Origin of the sequence: Gluconobacter potus, from assembly GCF_015244705.1 — a bacterium.
GTDB classification, from domain to species: Bacteria; Pseudomonadota; Alphaproteobacteria; order Acetobacterales; family Acetobacteraceae; genus Gluconobacter; species Gluconobacter potus.
On sequence record NZ_JABCQF010000009.1, the window covers coordinates 1 to 17792 of the forward strand.

Below are 17792 nucleotides of genomic sequence, written 5' to 3' on the forward strand. Positions count from 1 at the left end.
CACCACAAAAATCCCCAACATCATCACACACCACCGCGGGGTGGAGCAGCCCGGTAGCTCGTCAGGCTCATAACCTGAAGGCCGCAGGTTCAAATCCTGCCCCCGCAACCAATGTAGCCTGCTCTTTACCGGCAGAGCGCAGTTTTCTTCGGTTGCAGGTCCCCGCAACCAATGTATCCTGTTCAATGAACGACTGAAGAACGTCGTGGTCCGGATGGACTGCGGCGCTTTTTTTGTTGGACGAGAAGTTCAGAATTGCAGCGAGGTCTCCTTCGAGGAAGATGGCAAGCTCGCCGTCCAGCGGAATCAGCTTGATCCGTGAGACCAGACCGCGCAGCCTCTCGATGGCCTCAAGGCTCGCATCCTCCTTCTGAAGGTTTTCGTAAAGGGCTTCGATGCGTTCCCTGTAGATCACAGCCATGTTTGGATGCAGCAAAGGAGGTGGCTGGGGTGCATCGGCGAGCAGAGCCGTCAGTTCTTCCTTGCGGGCCTCCAGCCGTCCGATCTTGTCCTTCAGCTTGACGCCGGGTACGCCGTCGAGAATGGCCTGGATCGCCTTGTCCAGTTCGCGATCAACGCGGGGTAGTTCCGCGCGCATCGCAGCGAGATCTGCGCCGCGCTCCATTCTCACGCGGTTAACCTCCCGAGTAAACTCATCACAGAACTCCTTGAACAGCGCGGGGTCCATGAGGCGCGTCCGTAGCCCGTTAAGTACAGACTTCTCGAGCATGTCCCGCCGGATGGTCATGCGATTGTCGCAAGTGCCTTTGTTGCGCGCAGTCGAGCAGCCAAGCAGGTTTTTCGAGATCATTGAAAAACCACCGCCACAGCAGCCGCAGCGTGTCATCGCAGTGAAGAGGTGACGAGGACGCTTGAGACTGTTCAGAGGATGGACGCCGTCACCACGTGTCTTTTGCGACCACGTTGTCGTTGCCTGACGGGCCTTGGTCGCTTCCCATAGGTCAGGCTCGACAATTCGAAGTTCAGGAACCTCCTGCAGAATCCATTCACTTTCTGGATTCAGGCGCGAGACGCGCTTGCCAGTTTCCGGATCCTTCAGATAGCGAAGGCGGTTCCAGATCAGTCGGCCAATATAAAGCTCGTTGTTGAGGATGCCGGTGCCGCGGTCACGGTTGCCGTGGATGGTGGATGGTCCCCAGGCACCTCCCAATGGTCCGACAATCCCTTCCGCATTCAGATCGAGCGCAATGGCCCTAGGCGCCTTGCCGTCTGCATATTCACGAAAGATGCGCCGCACGATCGCGGCTTCGCTGATGTTGATCGACCGCTCTCCGCGGACAGCTTCGCCGGCAGCGTCAAATTTTCGGACGACGTCATACCCATAGCACAGACCGCCGCCCGATTTACCGGCTTCAACGCGTCCCCGTATGCCGCGCCGCGTTTTGTCTGCCAGATCCTGCAGAAAGAGGGCATTCATGGTGCCCTTGAGCCCGACATGGAGTTGGGTGACGTCGCCTTCTGAAAGCGTGATGATCCGCACCCCGGCAAACTTCATTCGTTTAAACAGCCCGGCGATATCTTCCTGATCGCGCGAAAGACGGTCCATGGCTTCGGCGAGAATGATCGAAAACTTCCCGCGCTGTGCGTCCTGCATCAGTTCCTGAATACCAGGACGAAGCAGGGAGGCACCAGAGACGGCTCTGTCGCTGTAGCTGTCGACTACGTTCCAGTCCTGACGGGCAGCATATTCCCGACACAGCCTCAGTTGATCCTCAATGGAGGCATCGCGCTGGTTGTCAGAAGAATAGCGGGCGTAGAGCGCGACCTTCATGAAGACCTCCTGTTAGTCCTCCGATCGTGTACGGATCGGTCCGTTTTCATGTTCAATGTAATCCCGCGCCGCCTGCCGGGCGAGGGCTCGTATCAGCGCCCGCAGACCCTCACCGTTACCGTCTCCATGACCGGTAGGGTCGAGAATGACACGGGGCGATGTCGACACTGTAGCGTCTTTTGCGCGCATCGTCCTGCCTTTTCTTGAAGCTCAGATGTGTGCCATCGTGCCTCTCATCGGCACGCAGGAAAATAGAAAACCGCAATAAAACAATGTGGTAAGGAGTATCGTGGCGGGTCGGGGCGTGCCCCTGTCGGTCGTGGCGTGGCGTTTTACGCTCGAAACATTCACGTTCTTGTGAGATTTCCCGCTGACTGGATCAGGAACAGAACAGTCAGTGCGATTCGAAGTGCCGCGGCTTTACGCTGCCTCCGACCACGGGGGGCTGTAAAACTACCTAAAAACAACATACTGCGCGGATCGTACTTTCACAAAAGCATTATACCTGCGGCTAGGCCTTCGGTTCTGCCTCTGCAATTATGACGAATACGCGTCAGTACGGTCTTTTTTCTTGACTCAAAACGGACCGTTTCGTCACTGTGCAACATACAGGTCGCGAGCTGTTTCCAGATTGTACACACATTGCAAGGAACTGCTTTATGCTGACACATGCTGGCGGCGCTGCTTTTGCGCGACCGGAGATCAACATCGCTGACGATACACCGCAGGCACTGCGCCGTCTGGTGAATGATGCACTTTCCAACGACAACGCGGATACGTTCCTTGCCTCTCGCGGAGCCTCGGGTCAGTTGGAGGCGCTCGCGCATCGGTGCTGTGATATGGCGTTTGCACAGAGCGACCTTGCCGCACGGAAGACCGTTCATCGCGTGCTGCATGACCTGTATGGTTTGCATCTCTCCCGGCCCCACCCGGGCCTTACTGATAACCAGTACAGTATCGAACTGTTGCGAGCTCGCCGTGCGATCGAAGTTTCGTGGATGGAGTGGGAATTGAGCCAGGCCAGCCCAATCCCGGCCGATGTCGAGCCGGAAGCAATTGGCGACGCCATCAAGTCCCTCTGGAAGAGCCATTCCGGGTATAACCATGCGGTATTCGATTTCATGAAGACCGACGCGTCACGACCGCAGATCATCAAGTATTTTACGACCGATTACGCGCTGAATATGCGTTTTTATGACCTGATCGTGCTGTCTCTTGTCGGTATCGACGAAGATGTCCGGATGGAAGTCGCGCATAATTTCTGGGATGAGATGGGGCAGGGTAACCCAGCCCGCACGCATGTGCGTCTCTACCGCGACCTGCTCGACTATCTCAAGATTGAAGATAATCCGACCCAGTTTGTCGATGCGTTGGGTTGGGAGGGCCTCTCGGGGTATAATCTGCTGCTTTATTTCGCCTTCAACCGGCGGGAATATTTCCGCTCGATCGGTGCGCTCGCAATTACGGAACTCTCGGATCCCGAGCAATACGCCAAATTGCTCTCGGGTTGCCGTCGCGTCGGTATTGGCAACGATCAACCGTCGATTCTGGATTATTACAGCGAGCATGTCGAGGTCGATGCCCTGCATGGCGATGGCTGGATTGACAATGTCATTGTGCCTGTTCTTCGGCGGTATCCCGGTGAAGCGCGATCTGTGCTCGAGGGTGCGGCGATGCGCCTGAACTCCAGTGAAGCGTACTGGGACTGGCAACTGGCCGAAATGAAAGCCGTCAAACCAGTTCCGACCGCGGCCCTGGAGGCAGTCAACTGATCAGATAACGTCCCGTGTATGAACGACCGGTACATTTGATATCGCTTTATTAACTTGTGGAAAGGGAATTGCTGTGGCCTGATCTGTGCCTTGAACTTGTTGACGCACAAAACGTTCGGATTATGAATGAGACGGATTGATGCGAATTCCTGTGAGGTCATGGACGTGCCACAGCAAAAACTCCGCAGAAAGCGGAATGGTCCCGATAGTCGGGCTACTCTCTTGACGACAGCGGGCTCCCTCTTTGCCCGTTCGGGTTTCCACCAGGTCAGTGTCGATGACATCGCCGACACCGCGCAGGTCGCGAAGACGGCAATCTACTACCACTTTGGCAACAAAGAGGGGCTAGTGACCGACTACCTTGAAGGACATATTGAAACGTTGGAGGCCTCGCTGATCGAGGCTGTCAGCGCGCATGCGGAGCCGAGAGCCCGCCTGCGCGCCGTATTCGACTGGCATACATCCTGGTTTCGTCAGCCCGATTTTGCGGGATGTGTGTTCTCTCGCGCGACTGAGGAATACAAGGGAAAGCAGGATACTATCGCCGAGATTTCCCGACTACAGAAACGCAGCCTGCGGCACGCCATCCGGGCGCTTCTGGAGGCGAACGGCGTTCTGGAAGAGCGATCTGAACAACTTGCCCACTTTATGATCTACCTGCTTGATGGCGCGGTAGTCTCAGCCAATGTTCTGGACGAGAAGGATGCTGCGGATCAGGCGTGGGTCGCTGCGGAACGTCTGCTGGACGATGAAACCCACAGGCACCCACCCACAAAAAACTGACTCTTGCCGGGTCTGCCTGAAGCCAGAAGGCGTTTGGAAGTGCTACTTACGCCCGCGCCAGTTTGTTTACGCCTCCGCACGCCCGTGCCGTCAGTTGACTGGGAAAAGTCTTGAACTGAAGGGCGTGTCGCCATGCAGAATTCCTCCCAACTCGGGAGGAATTCATGTCTGGTTCTCGTATCCTGTGGGGGCAACTCGGCCTCTGTTTCCTGATTGTCATTATGGCCTGGTCGGCCGCAACGCAGTGGGTCGCGTGGCGGCTCGCATTCCAGCCAGAACTCGGTCCTCCGTGGACTGTGGTGGCCGGACGGTGGCCGCTCTATCCGCCATTTCTGTTTCCGTGGTGGTGGTACGAGTTCGACGCCTATGCACCACACATTTTCGTAGAAGGCGGATGGATCGCCGGATCTGGCGGAGTGCTCGCCTTCCTGACAGCAGTGGTCCTGTCCGTCAGGCGCGCGCGGGAGCATAAACGCACAGCCACCTATGGATCGGCCCGCTGGGCCGAACGCGACGATATCGAGCAGGCCGGACTTCTCGGCCAGGATGGCGTGGTGCTGGGGCGTTGGGAGCGCGACTACATCCGGCATGATGGCCCGGAGCATGTGCTCTGCTTCGCGCCGACGCGCTCGGGCAAGGGCGTAGGGCTGGTGATCCCGACGTTGCTGACCTGGCCCGGTTCAGCCATTGTCCATGATATCAAGGGCGAAAACTGGTCCATTACGGCCGGGTTCCGGGGCCGCTTCGGTAGGCTGATTCTGTTTGATCCCACCAATCTCGCGTCATGCGCCTACAATCCGCTGCTGGAAATCCGTCTCGGCGAGTGGGAAGTGCGCGATGCCCAGAACGTCGCCGACGTGCTGGTCGATCCCGAAGGCTCGCTGGAACGACGCAATCACTGGGAAAAAACCTCACATTCCCTGTTGGTGGGAGCCATTCTTCATGTCCTCTATGCGGAACCGGACAAAAGCTTGCGTGGTGTCGCCAGCCTGCTGTCCGATCCGAAACGCTCGATCGCGGCCACCCTCGTTGTGATGATGGGCACGCGCCATCTTGGCGAGCGTGGCGTCCATCCGGTGGTGGCGTCGGCTGCGCGTGAATTGCTCAACAAATCCCCCAACGAGCGCTCCGGTGTGCTGAGTACGGCCATGTCGTTCCTTGGTCTGTATCGTGACCCTGTCGTGGCCGAGGTGACGAGCCGCAGCACCTGGCGGATTGGCGATCTCGTCAATCCGGCCCGGCCGACGACGTTATACTTCGTTGTCCCGCCCTCGGACATCAGTCGCACCAAGCCGTTGATCCGGCTGATGCTTAACCAGATCGGGCGCAGGCTGACCGAGGATCTGTCCGGAGCAGAAGGGCGGCAGCGTCTTTTGCTGATGCTCGACGAGTTTCCCGCGCTCGGGCGGCTCGATTTCTTCGAAAGCGCGCTTGCTTTCATGGCTGGCTACCGGATCAAAGCGTTTCTGATCGCCCAGTCGCTCAACCAGATTGAAAAAGCCTACGGGCAGAACAACTCGATCATTGACAACTGCCATGTTCGCGTCAGCTTCGCGACCAACGATGAGCGGACAGCCAAACGTGTTTCCGATGCGCTTGGCACCGCAACCGAAATCCGCTCGCAGAAGAACTATGCCGGTCATCGGCTGTCGCCATGGCTCGGGCACCTCATGGTGTCCCGTCAGGAGAGTGCCCGACCACTGCTCACCGTCGGCGAGGTTCAGGAACTGCCAGCAACCGACGAACTGGTCCTGCTCTCGGGGATGTCGCCCGTTCGGGCAAAAAAGGCGCAATATTTTCGCGACAGCCGGTTTCGGGAACGGCTCTTGCCCGCGCCGGAGACGGGGACACGAGGATTACCGGTCGCACCCGACGACTGGACCTCGCGTCCGCAGCCATCAAAGCCTGAGGTCAAGCCCGACACACCAGAGGATGCGGTCAAGGAGGCGGGTGAGGAAGAAGATCCTGTCGGCACCGAGGCGCGCCGTCAGCCGGAAATGGACGTTTCCGAGGAGCCCGACCTGCCACCGCAGGGCGACGAGGACCCCGCGCGTGATGCGCCTATGCGCGAGCGTGAACGCGATCCGATGGAAGAGGAAGACCTTCATGCCGTGCTGACGGCGGATTTGGCCCGCAAAGCCCGTCAGGCGGCTCTTGATCCCGGCAATGATCTGGGGCTGTCATGAGCGGCGCGCGCCAGAAGAAGAAGCGGCTTTCGGTCTATCTCGAGCCGCATCTGTGGAAGGGGCTGCGGACGCAGGCCGCCCGACGGTCGATGTCGGACTCCCTGCTGGCCGAAGCCGCGATTGCGGCGTGGCTCGACCCGGAAGGCGCTGGTGGCGATCCCAAAGCGTCGCTGGAAGCCGCCGTGCAGCGGCTCGATCGTCGTCAGGCGCGGATCGAGCGCGACCTGTCGATCTCGGTCGAGACGCTCGCGCTGTTCATCCGGCTCTGGTTCACCAGTATGCCGGGTCTTTCGGACAGCATGGCCGCAGCGGCCCGTGCCCAGGGGGCGGAGCGCTACGACCGTTTCGTCGAGATGCTGGGGCGACGGCTGGCCAGCGACAGGCGGTTCCGGACAGACATTGAGCGTGAGGCGAATGAAAGCAGCGACGCCGCTGTTAAAAAGGACTGACAAATCAACCTAACGCGTCACCCCGGATCATCGAGAGAACGCGTTGGCCAGTCGATGTTCATCGGCTTTTCCGGCTGACCGTTCCTTTAGGCCACCCTTGGCCTTGTTTCGTGTAGGTGATGGTGTTCCCGGGGCCGACCGCGCAGACGCATCGGTGCCGTCCGTTTTGTCGTCACTCTGGGAAGCACGCTTTCCAAGGCCGATCTTTTGTGCCACCTGACGCCGCATTTCCGTATAATTCGGCGCGACGGTCGGATATTCTTCAGGCAGCCCCCATTTGGCCTTGTAATCCTCAATGGTCATGTCGAAGGCAGCCGCGAGGTGCCGTTTGAGCGATTTCAGCTGTTTCCCATCTTCCAGGCAGATGATGTAGTCGGGAAAGACAGATTCCTTGATCGGGACGGCTGGCTGCTGCTGTTTCTCGACGGCCAGAATTGTGGGCGACGTCGCCTCCGCCGGTGTCTCGTCGAGAGTCACGGACGGTTCTGTCTTTTCAGCAGGCGAGGGAACATTGCTGGTTGTCCGGGCTGCTGCCAATCCTGCCGTGTTCGGCACAGGCTGTTCCTCTGAAAGCGACGCATAAAGCCGACGTACGAGTTCCGGAAGCTGGTCGGTCTCCACTTTCGTCGTTGCAAGATGCGCCGTTACGATCTGCGTCATCGCATTCAGACGACCGAGAATGATGTCCTTGTCGCTGCTCAATAGGGTAGTCCTCAATATAGGGTGTGAATCGTTATAAGCTTCGGAACGCAGGCATTTCATCATTAAGAGCACGCCGTGTCGATTCAAGCACGGGTCACACCTTCGGAGCAACTTTTTGACGGTGTGTGACTTCGATATTTAGCGCAACGACAATATTGTCAATCCGCCGTCTTCGTCGATGTAAAGTGTGTCGGGTCCAATCATGCGTTGGTTTGTAGTTCCAAACACAGTAAAAACTTGCCTCATCCAAGTATCGTATTGTGCGCATTGCCGTTGATGAGCGGGGCCTGACACTCGCGTCCATAACTTAATATTTGGCCCGGCTCAAAAGTTTCACGCTCGCGAAGTCAGTCATCGCCATCGTTGCCATCGGTTTCTTCGGATCACCGCAATTCCTGACAACGTCGGATTAAAAGTTTCAAGCCTAATGCACTGATAATACGCCAAATTTTTAGCCGTCTACGCCTCTGCCAGTTTGTATACGCTTTCGTACGCCCCGGTACGATGATGGCCGAATTTCTTGTTGCGATCTAGAAACGCGTGCCTCCTCTATTTGTCCCCGTTGCGGTCCGGAATGGCCGGACCCGCTCGACAACGGGAATGACAATGTTCAGCCATGTGACAACGAACGACGCGGCGGCACGTGGTTTTTCCATGCTGCGTACGGCTTTGGGAGCGGCCATCACAAGACATCTCGCCGATCCGGCTGTTGTCGAGGTGATGCTCAACCCTGATGGACGCCTCTGGATCGACCGCCTGTCAGAGGGGCTGTCCGACACCGGGGACACGGTCGGCCCCGCCGATGCCGAACGCATCGTGCGTCTGGTCGCGCACCATGTCGGCGCGGAGGTTCATGAGGCCGCGCCCCGGATCTCGGCCGAACTCCCGACAGGCGAGCGTTTCGAGGGATTGCTGCCGCCGGTCGTGACAGCGCCCAGTTTCGCGATCCGCAAGCCCGCTGTCGCGGTGTTCACGCTGAACGATTATATCGACGCCGGGATCATCACCGTCGCACAGGCGGCCTATCTCCGCGAGGCCGTCGTCCAGCGCAGGAATATCCTGGTTGCGGGCGGCACGTCTACCGGTAAGACGACGCTGGTCAACGCCCTGCTGGCCGAGGTGGCGAAGACCAGGGACCGCGTGATCCTCATCGAGGATACACGGGAATTGCAGTGCACGGCGCCCAATCTCGTCGCCCTGCGGACCCGGGAAGGGATCATCACGCTTTCTGACCTCGTTCGGTCCAGCCTCCGTCTACGTCCTGACCGCATTCCCATCGGAGAGGTGCGCGGCGCCGAAGCGCTTGATCTGCTCAAGGCGTGGGGCACCGGTCATCCCGGCGGTATCGGCACGCTGCACGCCGGCTCAGCGCTCGCAGCCCTGCTCCGTCTGGAACAACTGATCCAGGAGGCCGTGGTGACGGTGCCGCGCGGCATGATCGCGGAAACCATCGATGTGATCGCGGTGCTGTCCGGACGCGGTACTGCCCGGCGGCTGACGGAACTCGCAACGGTGGACGGACTGGATCCGGCAACAGGCCTTTACCGCATGACCTCGCTGGATTTCCCGATCGGCGAAGCACGGCGTCCACATTCCTTCAACCTCTCCAGCATTGAGGACACACTCTGATGTCGCAGACCCTGTCCGCGCGCGTCATGACGCGCGCCCATACCAATCGCCTGTCCCGTCTGACCAGCATGGCGGGTATCGCGCTGTTTGCCGCAACTTCCTCCGCCTGGGCGTCCGGCTCCGGAATGCCGTGGGAGGAGCCGCTCAACCAGATCCTGGAATCCATTCAGGGACCCGTCGCGCGCATCGTGTCGGTGATCATCATCACCGTCACCGGCCTGACCCTTGCGTTCGGTGAAACTTCGGGAGGCTTTCGTCGCCTGATTCAGATCGTCTTCGGTCTGTCCATCGCTTTTGCGGCGTCCAGTTTCTTCCTGTCCTTCTTCTCCTTCTCCGGGGGAGCATTGATCTGATGGTGGGATATGACGACGACGCGGTGCCGGGCTTTCATGTCCCCGTGCATCGCTCCCTGACCGATCCGATCCTGCTCGGCGGCGCCCCACGGACGCTGGCGATCGCCAACGGCACGCTGGGCGCGGCGATCTCGCTGGGTCTGCGGCTCTGGCTGGTCGGCGCGGTGTTCTGGATCGTAGGCCACAGCCTCGCGGTCTGGGGTGCAAAACGCGATCCGCTGTTTGTCGAAGTGGGGCGGCGGCATCTCCGCTATCCCGCTTGGTTCCGGGCATGAGGAGGGCAGGGCGATGATGTCCCTTGGCGAATATCGCAATCGTGCAGCACTTCTCTCGGATTACCTCCCTTGGGCAGCGCTGGTCGAAAAAGGTATTGTCCTGAACAAGGATGGCTCCTTTCAGCGCACCGCGCGCATTCGTGGTCCGGATCTGGATTCCGCCACGCCGGCCGAACTTGTCGGCGTGACTGGCCGGTTGAACAACGCCCTGCGGCGTCTCGGTTCCGGCTGGGCCGTGTTCGTGGAAGCGCAGCGAACACCTGCCACGCTCTATCCCGAGAGTGATTTTCCCGATGCCGCCAGCCAGATGGTGGATCTGGAGCGCCGGGAACAGTTCGAGGATGAGGGCGCGCATTTCGAGAGCCGGTATTTCCTGACCGTGGTATGGCTACCACCGGCGGAATCATCAGGTCGTGCCGAGCGTTTTCTCTATGAGGGTCGGGAACACGACGGACCGGACCCGCATGGCATACTGAATTCTTTCATTGATCGCAGCGACCGTCTTCTGGCATTGCTCGATGGATTCATGCCCGAGGCCGCGTGGCTCAATGACGGCGGGACGCTGACCTACCTGCACAGTACCATTTCGACCCGCAATCAGCGGGTCAGGGTACCGGAAATCCCGATGCATCTGGATGCGCTGCTGGTGGATCAGCCGTTGTCAGGGGGGCTGGAGCCGAAACTTGGTGATGCGTACCTGAAGACCCTGACCATCACGGGTTTTCCCAGCCGGACCTTCCCCGGAATTCTGGACGATCTCAATCGGTTGGCCATGCCCTATCGCTGGTCAACGCGCGCGATCCTGCTCGACAAGACCGACGCGACCAAGGTTCTGACGAAGATCCGGCGTCAGTGGTTCGCAAAACGCAAAAGCATCGCGGCCATTGTTCGCGAAGTCATGACCAACGAAGCATCCGTGTTGGTGGACAATGATGCCGCCAACAAGGCGGCCGATGCCGATCTGGCGTTGCAGTCCCTCGGGGCGGATGATGTGGGGCAGGCCTACATCACTGCGACCATCACGGTCTGGGATGGCAGCGCCAGCATCGCCTCTGAAAAACTCCGCCTTGTGGAAAAAATCATTCAGGGTCGCGACTTTACCTGTATGACCGAGACTCTGAACGCGGTCGAAGCATGGCTCGGCAGCCTGCCTGGGCACGTCTACGCCAATGTGCGCCAGCCCCCGCTTTCGACGCTGAATCTGGCGCACATGATCCCGTTCTCCGCCGTCTGGGCCGGGCCGGAGCAGGATGTCCATTTCAAGGCGCCGCCGCTCTTCTACGGCAGGACCGCCGGGGCCACGCCGTTCCGGTTTTCTCTCCATGCCAGCGATGTAGGTCATACGCTGATCGCGGGACCGACGGGAGCGGGGAAGTCTGTGCTGCTGGCGCTCATAGCGCTTCAGTTCCGGCGCTATGTGGGGTCGCAGATCTTCGCCTTCGATTTCGGTGGCTCCATGCGCGCCGCAACGCTCGGCATGGGCGGCGACTGGCATGATCTCGGTGGTGGCCTGACGGACGAGAACGGGTTGGGCGTGGACGGCTTTCCCGGTGTTTCACTCCAGCCTCTGGCTCAGATTGACGATCCGGACGAGCGCAAATGGGCCAGCGAATGGCTGGGCCAGATTTTTGTCGGTGAAGGGATCGCGCTGACGCCGGAGGTGAAATCCTATCTCTGGTCGGCCCTGAATTCCCTCGCGTCCTCGCCGGAGGAGGAGCGCACCCTGTCGGGCCTGGTCGCTCTTCTTCAGTCCAACGCACTGAAACAGGCGCTCGCACCCTACTGTCTCGGCGGTCCCTACGGTCGCCTGCTTGATGCTGACACCGAGCATCTGGGTGATGCCGATGTGGTGGTGTTCGAAACCGAAGGACTGATTGGCTCTGGTGCCGCCTCGTCCGTGCTGTCCTATCTGTTCCATCGCATTGAAGGACGGCTGGACGGACGACCCACCTTGCTGGTGATCGACGAAGGCTGGCTCGTTCTGGATGACGGGAATTTCTCCGGTCAGTTGCGTGAATGGCTGAAAACCCTGCGCAAGAAGAACGCCAGCGTCATCTTTGCCACGCAGTCTCTGTCGGACATCGCGAACTCTCCTATTGCGCCTGCGGTGGTAGAAAGCTGCCCGACACGGATATTCCTGCCCAACGAGCGCGCCATCGAACCGCAGATCATGGCCCTCTACCGGGATTTCGGCCTCAACGACCGACAGACCGCCATCATCGCCCGCGCTGCGTCGAAACGGGAATATTACTGCCAGACCCAGCGCGGGAACCGCCTGTTCGAACTGGGGCTCGGGCCGGTCGCGCTCGCGCTGTGTGCGGCGTCGGGGAAAGACGATCATCGGCTGATTGACGCCGTGCTGGGGGAGCATGGGCGGGAGGGTTTTCTGCCCGCGTGGTTTGAGGCGCGTGGTGTGACGTGGGTCGCGGACCTTCTGCGTCACGGAGGCGTGCCATGACGGAAAGATCTTTTCGTATTCGGGCAAAATATTTCCGTAGCGGTTATGCCGCAGCTGTGGGCGCCGTTCTGCTTTTTCTCATGCCAGTCAAACCTGCCTGTGCGCAGTGGGCGGTCTATGACGGAGCCAATCACGTACAGAGCGTCCTGATTGCAGCACGCGAACTCCAGCAGATCGACAACCAGATCACATCGCTCGCCAACCAGGCGCAGATGCTGGTCAATCAGGGTCGCAATCTCGCGACGCTCCCGCTCTCGACATTGTCGACGCTGCAATCGACGGTTTCCCAGACCACCGCCCTTCTGGCCCAGGCGCAGAACATTGCCTACAGCGTCCAGTCCGTCGAGCAGCAGTATCAGCAGGCGTACACATCCGTCTCGTCCGGCATGTCTGACAGCACCCTTTTCAGTCAGGCACAGACGCGGTGGCAGAATTCCGTCGGTGGGTTCGAGGATGCCCTGAAACTGCAGGCCCGGGTGGTCGGCAACATCCCAACCGACAGTTCGGCCGTGACGCAACTGGTCTCGGCCAGCCAGAACTCTGCGGGTGCGTTGCAGGCGGCGCAGGCCGGAAACCAGCTTATGGCCCTGCAATCCCGTCAGTTATCTGACATTCAGGCGGAACTCGCCGCCAACGGTCGGGCTGCTGAACTGGAACGTGCCCGACAGGCTGCGAACGAAGCCGGGGCCGAGGCACAATACCAGCATTTCGCGCAGTACGACGCCTATGTTCCCGAGACTGTCTCCGTTCCCGGTTCGGGAGACTGATCGATGGACGCCAGTAATGTCGGGATTATTGACGGGTTCCTCAACACCTTCGAGACCACCATCGATTCCGGTTTTGGATTGCTGCGGGGCAGCGTCGTGTCCCTCGCCGGATCGCTCTCCGTCCTTGATATGCTGCTGGCCGGGCTGTTCTGGGCCTGGGCGGTGGACGAGGACATTGTCCAGCGTCTGGTCAAAAAGACGCTTTATGTCGGCTTCTTTGCCTTCGTCATCAACCATTTCAGCCATCTCTCGAGCGTCGTTTTCAACAGCTTCGCCGCGCTCGGTCTTAAAGCGGGTGGGGGAACGCTGACACTTGCCGATTTCATGCATCCGGGACGGCTGGCCGCGACCGGCCTCTCCGCCGCACAACCGCTGCTTGATGCGGCCAGCAAACTGGCGTTTTCCTTCGGCGCAATTGCCAGCATCGTACAGATCCTCGTGCTGCTTCTGTGCTGGTTCATTGTGCTGGCGGCCTTCTTCATCCTCGCGGTGCAGCTTTTCGTCGCGATTGTCGAATTCAAGCTCACCAGCCTCGCCGGGTTCGTGTTGATCCCGTTCGCCCTGTTCAACCGGACGGCCTTTCTGGCCGAGAAGGTTCTCGGGAACGTCGTTTCGTCCGGTGTGAAGATCATGGTGCTGGCCGTCATTTCCGCCGTCGCCTCCGGCCTCTTCAAACAGTTCACGACCTCCTACGGGAACAGTTCGCCCACCATCGGACAGGCGCTGTCCGTGGTTCTGGCCTCCCTGTGCATGGTCGGGCTTGCGATTTTCGGCGGTTCACTGGCCAACGGCCTGATCTCCGGCGCCCCACAACTTGGCGCGGGTGCTGCTGTCGGCACCGGTATGGCGGTCGGCGCCATGGGAGCGGCGGCTGTCGCCGCCCCTGCCGCCATCGCCTCCGGTGGTGGCGCGGCTCTGGCCGCCACGGCAGCAGCCGCTCGTGGCGGGGCCGCTGCGGCGGGGGCGGCCTCAAGCGCCTATTCCATGGGAGCCATGAGCGCCGCGGGTGGGAGCGCGGGCGCGCGCATGGCCGCCGGGCTTGGTGGTGTCGCCCGCGCACCAGGTGCCGCAGCCATGAACGCAGCAAAGAGCAGGGCGTCCGGGGCCGCAGCGTCCATGAAACAGAGTTACGGCGCCGGTGCTCGTGGCGCCTTCACCGCAACAGGGGGGCGCTTTACCGGCGGAGCCGCTTCCGAGGCGGGTGGCGGGAATTCTGCCGGCCCGTCAGACAGCGCCGGCAAAGGTCAAGGCGGCGGCGCCGGCTCTGCTCCCGACAGCAAGCCCCCACGCTGGGCACAAAAAATGAAGCGTCGCAATGCCGCGACCCACGCGGCCGAAGCGGCCCATGTCATCCGCTCCGCCGATGGCGGCGGTGGATCGGCAGCCATCGATCTTTCGGAGAAACAATGATGTTCCGTCGCTCTACCACACGCTACGGGATCACACCCGAACCCGTGACACCCTATCAACACGCAGCCCAGATCTGGGATGACCGGATCGGCTCCGCCCGTGTGCAGGCCCGTAACTGGCGGCTGATGGCTTTTGGCAGTCTGTTCCTCTCGGCAGCACTCGGGATCGGCCTGGTCTGGCAGTCCGCGCGTGGCACCATCGTCCCCTGGGTCGTGCAGGTCGACAAACTCGGCCAGACACAGGTGATCGGCCCAGCGACCTCGGCCTATGTTCCGACCGATCCGCAGGTGTCGTGGTATCTGGCGCGCTTCATCGAAGATGTGCGTGGCCTGTCCGCCGATCCTGTCGTTGTGCGGCAGAACTGGCTGCAGGCCTACGAGTTCACCATGATTTCCGGCGCACAGGCGCTGAACGACTATGCCCGCCTCAACGACCCGTTCTCACGGGTCGGCCACGAACAGGTCGAGGTCGATGTGTCGTCGGTCATCCGGGCATCGCCCGGCAGTTTCCGCGTGGCCTGGACCGAACGGCATTACCGCGACGGCGCCTTCACGGGAACCGAACGCTGGACCGCTATTCTCACGGTCATGATCGTCACCCCACGCACGGCCGATCGCCTGCGGAAAAACCCGCTTGGCATCTATGTCACCGCCATCAACTGGTCGAAGGAACTCGGACAATGATCCGCATGGTCTTGCGCGCCCTGCCGCTGGTGCTGCTCACCCTGTCCGCCTGTGCCGGACAGTATCATCCGCCCGCCATTCGCTATGATGATGCGGCGCGGGCTACACGCCTGCCCGATCCACCCAAACCGGTGCAGGTGGTGGAAATCGCCAGACCTTTGCCGCTGCCGGGCCAACTGAAACGCCTGCCGTCGCGCAGCGTCCAGGCCCGGCGAGGTGCGCCGGAGGTTGCCGATCCGACCGTGCGTGTGATTCAGGCGAACGTCGCCGCCCGGATCCAGCCGACGCGGGCGGGATTTATCAATGCCGTGCAGGTTTATCCCTACAGTCCCGGCGCGCTCTATCAGGTCTACGCGTCGCCCGGTGACATTACCGACATCATGCTCCAGCCCGGCGAAAAGCTGGTCGGAAGCGGGCCGGTTGCCGCTGGTGACACCGTCCGGTGGGTGATCGGGGATACATCGAGCGGCAGTGGTACTGCCAAGCGTGTCCATATCCTGGTCAAGCCGACCCGTCCCGATCTCACGACCAATCTGATCGTCAATACCGACCGCCGGACCTACCTGGCGGAACTGCGTTCCACACCGGCGACCTACATGGCGTCCGTGTCGTGGGACTATCCCGAGGACGATCTGATCGCGCTGCACCGTCAGAATGACGACGCCGAAGAAGAGGCTCCTGTGGATGCGGGGCTGAATCTCGACGATCTGCATTTTCGCTACGCCATACAGCCAGCAAAAGGCGGGGTGCCCCCGTGGCTGCCCTCGCGGGCTTTCGATGACGGACGCAAAGTCTATATCGCTTTCCCGAGCGGGATCGGGCAGGGGGATCTGCCACCTCTTTTCGTGCTGGGGCCGGACGGGAACCCGGCTTTGGTCAATTACCGGGTCCGCCAGAACTGGATGATCGTTGACCGCTTGTTCGCCGCGGCCGAGCTGCGTCTCGGCGACAAGACCAGCGAGCAGCGCGTGCGCATCGTGCGCACTGACGGGCGGCCGTCATGAGCGAGGACAGAGAAGAGGGGGCAGGGCAGGACACCGCTCCACGCCCTGATCAGAATGCCCCGCCCAATGGGGGAAACCCGGCCCCACCGGCGACGCCTCCCGATCTGCGCCTCCGTGCCGAGCGTCCACGCGTCGTGCGTCTGTCGCGGACGGTGATCTGGTCACTCGGGGGGATCGGCGTCATCGTCGTGGCGTTCGCCCTCGGATATGCGTTGGAAGCCAGCCATCGAGCGCCGTCAGCATCAGTCGGTCCGGACAATGCGTCCCCACCATCTGCGGCAGGTCTGGACAACCTCCCGAAAGATTATTCCAATGTGCCCAGGCTCGGACCCGCGCTTCCCGGTGATCTGGGCAGGCCAATCCTCAACGCGCAGCGGCAGGGCAAATCAATCCCTGCCAATGCGATCGGCAACGAGGATGCGCGTCGGGCTCAGCAGGAAATTGATGCCGCCATTGGCAGCAAACTGTTTGCCTCAGTCGATGTGCGTGATCAGCATGACGTGCAGCCGGCTTCATCTGCGACCTCAGCGTCCCCTGGCCAGGGTGCAGGAACGACCAGCACCGGACCACAGGCAGAGAACCGGGCCTTTCTCGCGGGTCAACCTGACCGGCAGACCATCAGCCCCGATCGGATTTTGCCGCTCCTCTCCCCTTACGTGCTTCAGGCCGGAACGGTCATTGCGGGCGCGCTGAACACGAAGATCAGTTCCGATCTTCCGGGCCAGATCGTCGGGCACGTCACCCAGAACGTCTATGACAGCCCGACAGGGCGCTATCTCCTGATCCCGCAGGGCAGTACGCTGTTCGGTGCCTATAACAGCGGCATTTCCTTCGGGCAGCAACGCACCCAGATCATCTGGACCCGGCTGATTTTCCCGGACGGCGAAAGCCTCGTGCTGGAGAAACTGCCCGGCGCCGACGCGATCGGCCAGTCCGGCCTGTCGGACGAGGTGAACAACCACTGGGGCCAGTTGTTCAAAGCCGCACTGGTGACCACGCTGCTCAGCGTCGGGTCGGAAGCTGGCACGAGCCAGAGCGAGAACAATCTCGCCCAGGCCATTCGCAGTGGCGCCAGCAACGGGTTCTCTCAGGTGGGATACCGGCTGGTCGACCGCTCACTCGATATTCAGCCAACCCTCACCGACCGTCCCGGTCTGCCGTTCACGCTTCTGCTGGGGCGCGACCTGATACTCAAACCTTATGTTGCGAAAGGAGAACATCGCAATGGATAAGCTTCGTATCACCGCAATTCCCGACAGTCGTCCTGTCCGGATGACGATTGCCTTTCCCGCGGACATTCATCGTGACCTTCTTCTGTATGCCCGTTTTCTCGCGGAGGAGAATGGCGACGACACCAATGTCGGCAAGAACCCGGCCCGTCTGGTTCCAATTATGGTGGCCCGGTTCATCGAACGTGATCGTGTGTTCCTCAAGAAACGGAAGGAGGAAGGCGAAAAACCCTGAAAGTGAATAGCCAATAAACGGACCGTTCTGTATTGTTGCTCGGAGATGCTACGTGGCATGTTTGC

The 17792-nt window shown here is 60.5% G+C and carries 17 protein-coding genes and 1 tRNA gene; 15 read left to right on the forward strand and 3 right to left on the reverse strand.

Going from position 1 to position 17792, the window contains the following annotated elements; genetic code table 11:
* The first annotated feature begins 34 nt into the window (after positions 1-34).
* A tRNA-Met gene (locus HKD31_RS11995) sits at positions 35-111 on the forward strand.
* On the opposite strand, the gene HKD31_RS12000 is transcribed toward HKD31_RS11995, so the two are convergent.
* Positions 68-1792 carry a recombinase family protein gene (locus tag HKD31_RS12000; protein WP_194265300.1) on the reverse strand — a complete coding sequence of 575 codons (1725 nt, stop codon included), beginning with the start codon at positions 1790-1792 and terminating at the stop codon, positions 68-70. The genes HKD31_RS11995 and HKD31_RS12000 overlap by 44 nt on opposite strands.
* A gap of 12 nt (positions 1793-1804) precedes the next feature.
* Complete coding sequence (locus HKD31_RS12005; RefSeq protein ID WP_156105403.1) at positions 1805-1960, reverse strand: hypothetical protein; 156 nt, start codon at positions 1958-1960, stop codon at positions 1805-1807.
* A 491-nt stretch (positions 1961-2451) separates the two neighbouring features.
* Between HKD31_RS12005 and HKD31_RS12010 the strand changes: the two genes are divergently transcribed.
* The 4 genes from HKD31_RS12010 (at position 2452) to HKD31_RS12025 (ending at position 6982) form a co-directional block, all read left to right on the forward strand.
* Positions 2452-3564: an iron-containing redox enzyme family protein gene (locus tag HKD31_RS12010; protein ID WP_194265296.1), complete on the forward strand. Its 1113-nt coding sequence runs from the start codon at positions 2452-2454 to the stop codon at positions 3562-3564.
* 126 nt (positions 3565-3690) lie between these two features.
* Complete coding sequence (locus tag HKD31_RS12015; RefSeq protein WP_194265295.1) at positions 3691-4347, forward strand: TetR/AcrR family transcriptional regulator; 657 nt, start codon at positions 3691-3693, stop codon at positions 4345-4347.
* 164 nt (positions 4348-4511) lie between these two features.
* Positions 4512-6533 carry a conjugal transfer protein TraG gene (locus tag HKD31_RS12020; RefSeq protein WP_194265294.1) on the forward strand — a complete coding sequence of 674 codons (2022 nt, stop codon included), beginning with the start codon at positions 4512-4514 and terminating at the stop codon, positions 6531-6533.
* A complete protein-coding gene (locus tag HKD31_RS12025) occupies positions 6530-6982 on the forward strand; it encodes a CopG family transcriptional regulator (protein ID WP_194265293.1) in 453 nt (150 codons plus the stop codon). The genes HKD31_RS12020 and HKD31_RS12025 overlap by 4 nt, the downstream gene beginning before the upstream one ends.
* A gap of 27 nt (positions 6983-7009) precedes the next feature.
* On the opposite strand, the gene HKD31_RS12030 is transcribed toward HKD31_RS12025, so the two are convergent.
* Positions 7010-7684 (reverse strand): Ros/MucR family transcriptional regulator, encoded by a 675-nt coding sequence (locus HKD31_RS12030; RefSeq protein ID WP_194265292.1) that lies wholly within the window; start codon positions 7682-7684, stop codon positions 7010-7012.
* 606 nt (positions 7685-8290) lie between these two features.
* On the opposite strand from HKD31_RS12030, the gene trbB reads away from it, so the two are divergent.
* From trbB to HKD31_RS12080, 10 genes are read left to right on the forward strand one after another with little or no spacing between them, the layout of a single operon-like run.
* Positions 8291-9313, forward strand: a complete 1023-nt coding sequence (trbB, locus tag HKD31_RS12035) for a P-type conjugative transfer ATPase TrbB (RefSeq protein WP_228120621.1) — start codon at positions 8291-8293, stop codon at positions 9311-9313.
* Positions 9313-9666, forward strand: coding sequence for a TrbC/VirB2 family type IV secretion system protein (locus tag HKD31_RS12040; RefSeq protein WP_194265291.1), 354 nt, complete (start codon positions 9313-9315; stop codon positions 9664-9666). Before trbB ends, HKD31_RS12040 begins: the two co-directional genes overlap by 1 nt.
* The gene (locus HKD31_RS12045) at positions 9666-9941 is read left to right on the forward strand and encodes a VirB3 family type IV secretion system protein (protein WP_194265290.1); all 276 of its coding nucleotides are present in this window, start codon (positions 9666-9668) and stop codon (positions 9939-9941) included. Before HKD31_RS12040 ends, HKD31_RS12045 begins: the two co-directional genes overlap by 1 nt.
* 13 nt (positions 9942-9954) lie before the next feature.
* Positions 9955-12399 carry a conjugal transfer protein TrbE gene (trbE, locus tag HKD31_RS12050; protein WP_194265289.1) on the forward strand — a complete coding sequence of 815 codons (2445 nt, stop codon included), beginning with the start codon at positions 9955-9957 and terminating at the stop codon, positions 12397-12399.
* A complete protein-coding gene (trbJ, locus tag HKD31_RS12055; protein WP_194265288.1) occupies positions 12396-13166 on the forward strand; it encodes a P-type conjugative transfer protein TrbJ in 771 nt (256 codons plus the stop codon). Before trbE ends, trbJ begins: the two co-directional genes overlap by 4 nt.
* Before the next feature lie 3 nt (positions 13167-13169).
* Positions 13170-14576 carry a P-type conjugative transfer protein TrbL gene (gene trbL, locus HKD31_RS12060; RefSeq protein ID WP_194265287.1) on the forward strand — a complete coding sequence of 469 codons (1407 nt, stop codon included), beginning with the start codon at positions 13170-13172 and terminating at the stop codon, positions 14574-14576.
* Positions 14576-15259, forward strand: a complete 684-nt coding sequence (gene trbF, locus HKD31_RS12065) for a conjugal transfer protein TrbF (protein WP_089179469.1) — start codon at positions 14576-14578, stop codon at positions 15257-15259. Before trbL ends, trbF begins: the two co-directional genes overlap by 1 nt.
* Positions 15256-16263 carry a P-type conjugative transfer protein TrbG gene (gene trbG / locus HKD31_RS12070; protein ID WP_194265286.1) on the forward strand — a complete coding sequence of 336 codons (1008 nt, stop codon included), beginning with the start codon at positions 15256-15258 and terminating at the stop codon, positions 16261-16263. Before trbF ends, trbG begins: the two co-directional genes overlap by 4 nt.
* Positions 16260-17495 (forward strand): TraB/TrbI/VirB10 family type IV secretion system protein, encoded by a 1236-nt coding sequence (locus HKD31_RS12075; protein WP_089179467.1) that lies wholly within the window; start codon positions 16260-16262, stop codon positions 17493-17495. The genes trbG and HKD31_RS12075 overlap by 4 nt, the downstream gene beginning before the upstream one ends.
* Positions 17488-17727, forward strand: coding sequence for a DUF2274 domain-containing protein (locus HKD31_RS12080; RefSeq protein ID WP_035378714.1), 240 nt, complete (start codon positions 17488-17490; stop codon positions 17725-17727). Before HKD31_RS12075 ends, HKD31_RS12080 begins: the two co-directional genes overlap by 8 nt.
* Positions 17728-17792 lie beyond the last annotated feature (65 nt).